This is a genomic window from Thioalkalivibrio sp. (assembly GCF_007692535.1).
In the GTDB taxonomy this organism is placed as follows: Bacteria; Pseudomonadota; Gammaproteobacteria; order Ectothiorhodospirales; family Ectothiorhodospiraceae; genus Thioalkalivibrio.
Genome location: NZ_REBW01000270.1, coordinates 1 through 5009, shown reverse-complemented (window position 1 = coordinate 5009; position 5009 = coordinate 1). Strand labels below are relative to the sequence as shown.

Sequence of the window (5009 nt, the reverse complement as noted above, 5' to 3'; positions counted from 1 at the left end):
AGCGCGAGGAAGCCCGCGAGAGCTTCAAGCAGGAAGCCTTGGCATCCTGGGCGGCCTACCAGGAAACTGGTCGCCACCTGACCGGCCAGGAAGTTCGGATCTGGTTGAACACTTGGGGCACCGATGATGAAAAAGCGGTGCCAGAGTGCCACGAGTAATCGTTACCGAAACGGCTTCCGAAGGCTTGGAGCGCTGCCGGCAGTTTCTGGTCGGCAAGGCACCCGAAGCCGCTAGGCGGGCCGGCCAAGCCATCGAGCAACAATTCCTGCTGCTGGAGAAGGCCCCCGACATTGGCCGGCCGTTTCCTGAAATGCCCGAGCTGCGCGAGCTGGTGATTGCCTTCGGGGATTCTGGATATGTGCTCCTCTACCGCCACGAGCCAGCCGACGATGCGGTCTATGTTCTGGCCTTTCGGCACCAAAAAGAGGCCGGCTACTGACCAGAAAGAACTCCGCAGAAAGAACTCCGGGACATCCACGTTGCCTCCTTCGCCTCATCCCGCCCTAAACTCTGAGACAACCACTTTCCTTGAACGCGCGGCGCCGCCCCGGCAGCTCTTTCCGCAGAGCCGCTTCCACGGAAGTGGAAGCTCCGGTAAATCCGGACGGATTTGTTTCCTTTCTTGCTGCGACACCCACTTGCTCCAGCCGGCGTGGGGGAATGGAAGGCAACTCGACCTAGAGATCCGCGTAGATGGCCCCCACGGCCACCTCGGTGCCGAGGCATTCCAACCGCACCGGGCCCTCGGTGTGGATGCTGGGCGCCCAGTCATCGGTCCGGCGGTAGACCTCGACACGCCGGACATCCTGGGCCACGAGCACGTACTCCTGCAGGGACGCAATCGTCGGGTACGCGAGCATCTTCTCGCGACGATCCAGGCGCTCGGTCGATTCCGACAGGACTTCCACGATGAGACAGGGGCGTTCGCGATAGTAGGTCGCCCGGTCATTCGGGTCGCAGGAGACCAGGAGGTCCGTTGGTCGACGCGAGGGCATTCAGCTACAATAAGGAATCCTTACTTTGATGGGTCTGCCACACGACCGCCATGCTTGCGAAAAAGACCTCCAAGAACCAGCTGACGCTGCCGAAGTCGATCCTGGAAGCGGTGGGCGATGCCACGTATTTCGACGTTTCGGCTGAAGATGGACGCATTGTGCTGACGCCGGTGCGGGTGCAGGGCGCGGATGCCGTGCGCAAGAAACTCGAGTCTCTCGGGATCACGGAAGACGACGCGCGGGATGCCATCGAATGGGCGAGACAGCGCTGACCGGACGGCCGCGGGTCGTACTGGACACCAACTGCATTGTGTCGGCCCTGCTGTTCTCGCGTGGGCGTCTCGCCTGGCTGCGACGCGCCTGGCAGTCCGGTCAGTTCGTTCCCCTGGTCAGCCGCGCCACCGCCGAGGAACTCATTCGCGTGCTTGCCTACCCCAAGTTCAAGCTGGACCCCGCCGAACGGGAGGCCCTGCTCGCGGATTACCTTCCGTACACGGAGACGTTCACAATCGGTCACGAACCCGCGCTTATTGGTCTCCGTGACCCGGCGGACGCGATGTTCATCGCCTTGGCGCAGCAGGCGCGGGCCGACGTGCTGGTCAGCGGCGACGAAGACATCCTCGCCCTGCGGGAAACGCTGTCCGTCACCGTGATGGAGCCCGCGCGGTTTCATGCCTGGTTGGAGTTGCGGTAGGTCGGAGTCGGCGAACTCCGGGACATCCACGTTGCCTCCTTCGCCGCATCCCGCCCTTGAAGGATTGCCCAGAGGGGTTGGCACAACCCATTGCCCGAGACTTATTATTGTGCGTACAATAAATGCATGGAGATCGAGTTCGATGCGGGCAAGGATGCCGCGAACCTGGCCAAGCACGGGGTTTCGCTTGCGGCGGCCGCCTGGCTGGAGTGGGACACGCTGCTTGCCATGGAAGATCGCCGGAAGAATTACGGCGAACCTCGAATGCTCGGATACGCCCGGATGGGCGACCGCTTGTACTGCATCGTCTTCACGGACCGAACGAACGCGCGCCGAATCATCAGCCTGCGCAAGGCCAATAACCGGGAGATTGCTCGGTATGTCGAGATTTTCAACGCTACGTAACGGCCGGCGGATCGTGCTGAATGACGCCGATGAGGAAGCGGCGATTGAAGCCGGGATCAAGGCCGATCCGGAGACATACGAACCTGGCGAGGACGATGCACGTTCGCTGCGGCGTCCGGGCCGCCCCCCATTGGAAGTGACCAAGGAACGAGTGACCATCCGCTTGTCGCCAGAGGTCGTAAATGCATTCCGGGCAACCGGAAAGGGCTGGCAGACCCGCATCGACGCTGCACTGAAGGAATGGCTCCGAGAGCATCATCGGAACCCAGGCAGCTGATGGGCGCGGCAGCGGGTAAATGGGGACGGATTTATTTTCCCGTTTCTTTGGGCGATGTCAGCAGGAAGTCCACCACGAACGCGTAACCACCGGACTCGACTATTTGCAGAACCCGGTGCATGTCCAGGTTCATGTAGTCGTGGACGATGCGGTTGCGCAGCCCGATGATCGCATTCCACTTTTCGAGTTGCTGCGATGAAAGGCCCAGTATGCGGGCGAGGGCGCGGAAGCTGTCGTAGGCGGAAACCGGGACCGGTTCGCCCGCCGCCTTGATCAGGTGCTTGGCCTTGCCGATGGCGTTTTCGACCAGCACCTGGAGCGCATGCAGCACGCCGTTCTGCTCGAGCCGGCTGAGCGAGCCGCCCGCCAACACGCGTTCGCGCGCTTCGGCAAGCATCGCCGCCTGCTCACGCGCGATCACCGCCGTCTCCGCCTGGTAGAGATCAAGCCGCATGGGTGGATTCCCAGGCCCAGTCCTCCAGTTCGCGCCAGGTGCGCAGCAGAAAATGGCTCCACGCAAGCGAGCCGTCACCCTTCAGCAGACAGCCTTCTTCCGCGACTACAGCCCGAATGGCAAGCCTGGCCGATCGGAGGTCGATCAGGTCGATGCGCTCGACCCCGGTGCCGAGCGTCTCGGCGAGTTGGGCGCGCAATCCCTCCGTCGCTGCGAGAACCCCTTCGAACCCCAATTCCGGCGACCACTGGATCGCGAAGTCCCAATCGCTGGCCTCCGTTGCCGTTCCGCGGCACCGGCTGCCGATCAGAACGGCAAGCTCAAGGTGGGGTTCCCGGTCGAAAACGGTTTGAATGCGCGCTGTTTCCATGACGCAACGCTACCGCGCGCGCTACCTTGTGACAACCGCTTTGGGAACTCTGGGACATATATGGACGCCTCCCTTGTTGCAAGCGCACAAAGTGGCTGTCCCAGAGTTTGCGAGTTTATGCGATTCAACCCACGGCAACAGCGGAGGTTGAGATCAGTGCTGCGCAGGCTCACGGATAAGGCTTTCGGCAGGTATTCCCAAGCCGGTGTGCAGTCGCCAGATCATGGCCAGGGTCAGCGGACGCTTGCGGTTGAGCACTTCGTACACGCGGTTGCGCTTCCCAATCATGGGCTCGAGATCCTTGGGCTTGAGGCCCTGCTGCTCCATGCGAAACAGGATGGCTTCAACGGGATCCGGCAGGTCCATCGGGAAAGTACGCGCCTCATAGGCTTCCACCAGCGTCGAGAGTACATCCAGGCGGTCGCCTTCCGGCGTGCCCAGCGCAGGATCAGTTTCCATGAGTACAGCAATCTCCCGCAAGGCTTCGCGGTAAGTCTGCTCGTCGCGGATGGGTTTGATTTCCATAATCCCGGCCTTCAGTTCATGTCTACTGTGGCGGCATCCACGGCATCGTATTGCGCGTGGGTCCCGATGAATTTGATGTACACGATGCCTACGCGGTATGCGATGGCGACGATCAAGCGGTAGTCGTTGCCCTTGATGTTGAACACCACGCGGTTGTTGCCAACAAAACTGGCACTGCGGTAGTGCGCCTTGATGTCTGCCGGCGTTTGCCAGGAGGCTTTTCTGGCCTCGTCATACCAGGCTTTCAGCGGCTGCTCGGCCTGAGGGTACTGCTGCCAGAAGGCCTGCAAGGTTCGATGGGCAATGACCCGCATGCCTCATGCTAGTCCCGATTTGGGACTTTTTCAATAGATCACCGGAACGCACAAAGTGGCTGTCTCGGAGTGCGCGCCGGCGCTCTCAGAACGCTAAACGTTATTCAAGGACGCTGGAAGTGTTGCATGGCTGCATGAAGGGCAGCTGTGAAGCGATTGAGGTCGCCCAAGTGGTGATCGAGTATCTCCCGAAGCTTGTCCGTGTTCACGGTTTGATACCCATGGACGAGAATATTCCGCAACCCTGCCATGGCGGCGAGCGTTTCACCCAGTTCACGGTCGACGACGCCGTCCTCCGTCAGCAGTCTGAACAATGCACGGTTGGTTTCGGGTTCACCTAGGCGCCGTGCCGAAACCCAGTGGGACGCGGCATCCAGGGCAGCCTGGATCGCAAGCTGCAGGGTATGCTCCACGAACCGCCGTTCCCGGACGTCGGTGTCGAGTCGCCCTGGGTCGGCCAACTCCTGGAGTTCCCGCACGCAGGTCTGGATGAAAGCCAGCTTTTTCTCGATCAGGGCGGCATCCATTAGCCGAAACCTGCACGGCGATACTCGGTCAAGTACGGCAGGAGATCGAAATAGTCGTTCCGGGCTCGCACCTCAAAGGCGATGCGGCGGTTCGGGTTTCGGTCCACGAGCAAGACGCCGTCGCGCAGCACGCGGTGGATGAGGTCGGGCGGGGCGGTTTCCAGTGCCACAAGGTCGACAGGTCGCCCCAGCGCGTCCTCCAGGTCGAGTCGCAGGCGGGCAAGCGGGCCGCGCAGCGTGTCTGCAGTGGGCTGTTCGAGGAGTACGGCGAGATCGATATCGCTGGTGGAGCTGGCCTCGCCCCGCGCCACACTGCCAAATAGGTAGGCGCAAGCAATGCCAGGCTGCCGTTCCAGCAACTCGCGCAGTCGTTCAATCAATCGGTTATCTGCAGCCAGCACGCCCATACCGGCATTGTCGGAGGGTGATCCTGGCGATGCAAGGACTG

General features: G+C 61.6%; 12 protein-coding genes and 1 pseudogene. 6 read left to right on the top strand and 7 right to left on the bottom strand.

The window, feature by feature from the left end; translation table 11 throughout:
• Both EA346_RS14820 and EA346_RS14815 read left to right on the top strand, forming a co-directional pair.
• Nucleotides 1-158: pseudogene (locus EA346_RS14820) on the top strand (CopG family transcriptional regulator); the annotation flags it as partial.
• Nucleotides 159-184: 26 nt separating this feature from the next.
• Entirely contained in the window at nucleotides 185-439 is a 255-nt protein-coding gene (locus tag EA346_RS14815; protein ID WP_366755811.1) for a type II toxin-antitoxin system RelE/ParE family toxin, read from the top strand.
• Between the two features lie 238 nt (nucleotides 440-677).
• Here the strand turns inward: EA346_RS14815 and EA346_RS14810 are convergent, their stop codons facing one another.
• On the bottom strand, nucleotides 678-995 hold the full coding sequence (locus tag EA346_RS14810) for a Uma2 family endonuclease (RefSeq protein ID WP_366755810.1): 318 nt from the start codon (nucleotides 993-995) through the stop codon (nucleotides 678-680).
• A gap of 50 nt (nucleotides 996-1045) precedes the next feature.
• On the opposite strand from EA346_RS14810, the gene EA346_RS14805 reads away from it, so the two are divergent.
• The 4 genes from EA346_RS14805 to EA346_RS14790 all read left to right on the top strand — a co-directional run bounded on the left by EA346_RS14805 (nucleotide 1046) and on the right by EA346_RS14790 (nucleotide 2371).
• On the top strand, nucleotides 1046-1267 hold the full coding sequence (locus EA346_RS14805) for an AbrB/MazE/SpoVT family DNA-binding domain-containing protein (RefSeq protein ID WP_296759879.1): 222 nt from the start codon (nucleotides 1046-1048) through the stop codon (nucleotides 1265-1267).
• On the top strand, nucleotides 1249-1689 hold the full coding sequence (locus EA346_RS14800) for a putative toxin-antitoxin system toxin component, PIN family (protein ID WP_296759878.1): 441 nt from the start codon (nucleotides 1249-1251) through the stop codon (nucleotides 1687-1689). The genes EA346_RS14805 and EA346_RS14800 overlap by 19 nt, the downstream gene beginning before the upstream one ends.
• A 126-nt stretch (nucleotides 1690-1815) precedes the next feature.
• On the top strand, nucleotides 1816-2094 hold the full coding sequence (locus EA346_RS14795; protein WP_296759876.1) for a BrnT family toxin: 279 nt from the start codon (nucleotides 1816-1818) through the stop codon (nucleotides 2092-2094).
• Between the two features lie 13 nt (nucleotides 2095-2107).
• A complete protein-coding gene (locus EA346_RS14790; RefSeq protein ID WP_296759885.1) occupies nucleotides 2108-2371 on the top strand; it encodes a BrnA antitoxin family protein in 264 nt (87 codons plus the stop codon).
• 31 nt (nucleotides 2372-2402) lie between these two features.
• Here EA346_RS14790 and EA346_RS14785 read toward each other — a convergent pair whose 3' ends face one another.
• The 6 genes from EA346_RS14785 to EA346_RS14760 all read right to left on the bottom strand — a co-directional run bounded on the left by EA346_RS14785 (nucleotide 2403) and on the right by EA346_RS14760 (nucleotide 4968).
• Complete coding sequence (locus tag EA346_RS14785; protein WP_296759875.1) at nucleotides 2403-2792, bottom strand: DUF86 domain-containing protein; 390 nt, start codon at nucleotides 2790-2792, stop codon at nucleotides 2403-2405.
• 22 nt (nucleotides 2793-2814) lie between these two features.
• A complete protein-coding gene (locus EA346_RS14780) occupies nucleotides 2815-3195 on the bottom strand; it encodes a nucleotidyltransferase family protein (protein ID WP_296759874.1) in 381 nt (126 codons plus the stop codon).
• Nucleotides 3196-3348: 153 nt separating this feature from the next.
• Nucleotides 3349-3720: a transcriptional regulator gene (locus EA346_RS14775; RefSeq protein WP_296759873.1), complete on the bottom strand. Its 372-nt coding sequence runs from the start codon at nucleotides 3718-3720 to the stop codon at nucleotides 3349-3351.
• A gap of 11 nt (nucleotides 3721-3731) precedes the next feature.
• Nucleotides 3732-4034 (bottom strand): type II toxin-antitoxin system HigB family toxin, encoded by a 303-nt coding sequence (locus EA346_RS14770; protein WP_296759871.1) that lies wholly within the window; start codon nucleotides 4032-4034, stop codon nucleotides 3732-3734.
• A gap of 104 nt (nucleotides 4035-4138) precedes the next feature.
• Nucleotides 4139-4561, bottom strand: coding sequence for a DUF86 domain-containing protein (locus EA346_RS14765; protein ID WP_296759870.1), 423 nt, complete (start codon nucleotides 4559-4561; stop codon nucleotides 4139-4141).
• A complete protein-coding gene (locus tag EA346_RS14760) occupies nucleotides 4561-4968 on the bottom strand; it encodes a nucleotidyltransferase domain-containing protein (protein WP_296759883.1) in 408 nt (135 codons plus the stop codon). The genes EA346_RS14765 and EA346_RS14760 overlap by 1 nt, the downstream gene beginning before the upstream one ends.
• Between the last annotated feature and the right edge of the window lie 41 nt (nucleotides 4969-5009).

Excerpts from the sequence above, each read along its gene's own strand:
- EA346_RS14800 (WP_296759878.1), top strand. The coding sequence starts at position 1,249 with ATGGGCGAGACAGCGCTGACCGGACGGCCGCGGGTCGTACTGGACACC.
- EA346_RS14810 (WP_366755810.1), bottom strand. The coding sequence starts at position 995 with ATGCCCTCGCGTCGACCAACGGACCTCCTGGTCTCCTGCGACCCGAAT.
- EA346_RS14760 (WP_296759883.1), bottom strand. The coding sequence starts at position 4,968 with ATGGGCGTGCTGGCTGCAGATAACCGATTGATTGAACGACTGCGCGAG.
- EA346_RS14805 (WP_296759879.1), top strand. The coding sequence starts at position 1,046 with ATGCTTGCGAAAAAGACCTCCAAGAACCAGCTGACGCTGCCGAAGTCG.
- EA346_RS14795 (WP_296759876.1), top strand. The coding sequence starts at position 1,816 with ATGGAGATCGAGTTCGATGCGGGCAAGGATGCCGCGAACCTGGCCAAG.
- EA346_RS14780 (WP_296759874.1), bottom strand. The coding sequence starts at position 3,195 with ATGGAAACAGCGCGCATTCAAACCGTTTTCGACCGGGAACCCCACCTT.
- EA346_RS14770 (WP_296759871.1), bottom strand. The coding sequence starts at position 4,034 with ATGCGGGTCATTGCCCATCGAACCTTGCAGGCCTTCTGGCAGCAGTAC.
- EA346_RS14775 (WP_296759873.1), bottom strand. The coding sequence starts at position 3,720 with ATGGAAATCAAACCCATCCGCGACGAGCAGACTTACCGCGAAGCCTTG.
- EA346_RS14765 (WP_296759870.1), bottom strand. The coding sequence starts at position 4,561 with ATGGATGCCGCCCTGATCGAGAAAAAGCTGGCTTTCATCCAGACCTGC.